The 206-nt window shown below is 42.2% G+C and carries 1 tRNA gene; it reads right to left on the reverse strand.

What is annotated here, in order from left to right:
• Positions 1-124 precede the first annotated feature (124 nt).
• Positions 125-198: transfer RNA gene (locus JUI58_RS00065), tRNA-Ile, on the reverse strand.
• Positions 199-206: the final 8 nt, after the last annotated feature.

The raw sequence follows: 206 nt of genomic DNA on the forward strand, positions 1-206 counted from the left end.
TCTCCCAAGAGCCGATGCTGTCTTTATTTATCCTCGAAAAAAAAGCACGGTAATGAGATTTTTACTTCTTATTGCCTTAATTTTACTTTTTTCTCGTACTTTTTTCTCGTACTTTTTTCTCGTCTGGGCCATCCTGGACTTGAACCAGGGACCTCACCCTTATCAGGGGTGCGCTCTAACCACCTGAGCTAATAGCCCATTTGAAC

It is taken from the genome of Spirulina sp. CCY15215 (genome assembly GCF_016888125.1).
Classification (GTDB): Bacteria; Cyanobacteriota; Cyanobacteriia; order Cyanobacteriales; family Spirulinaceae; genus CCY15215.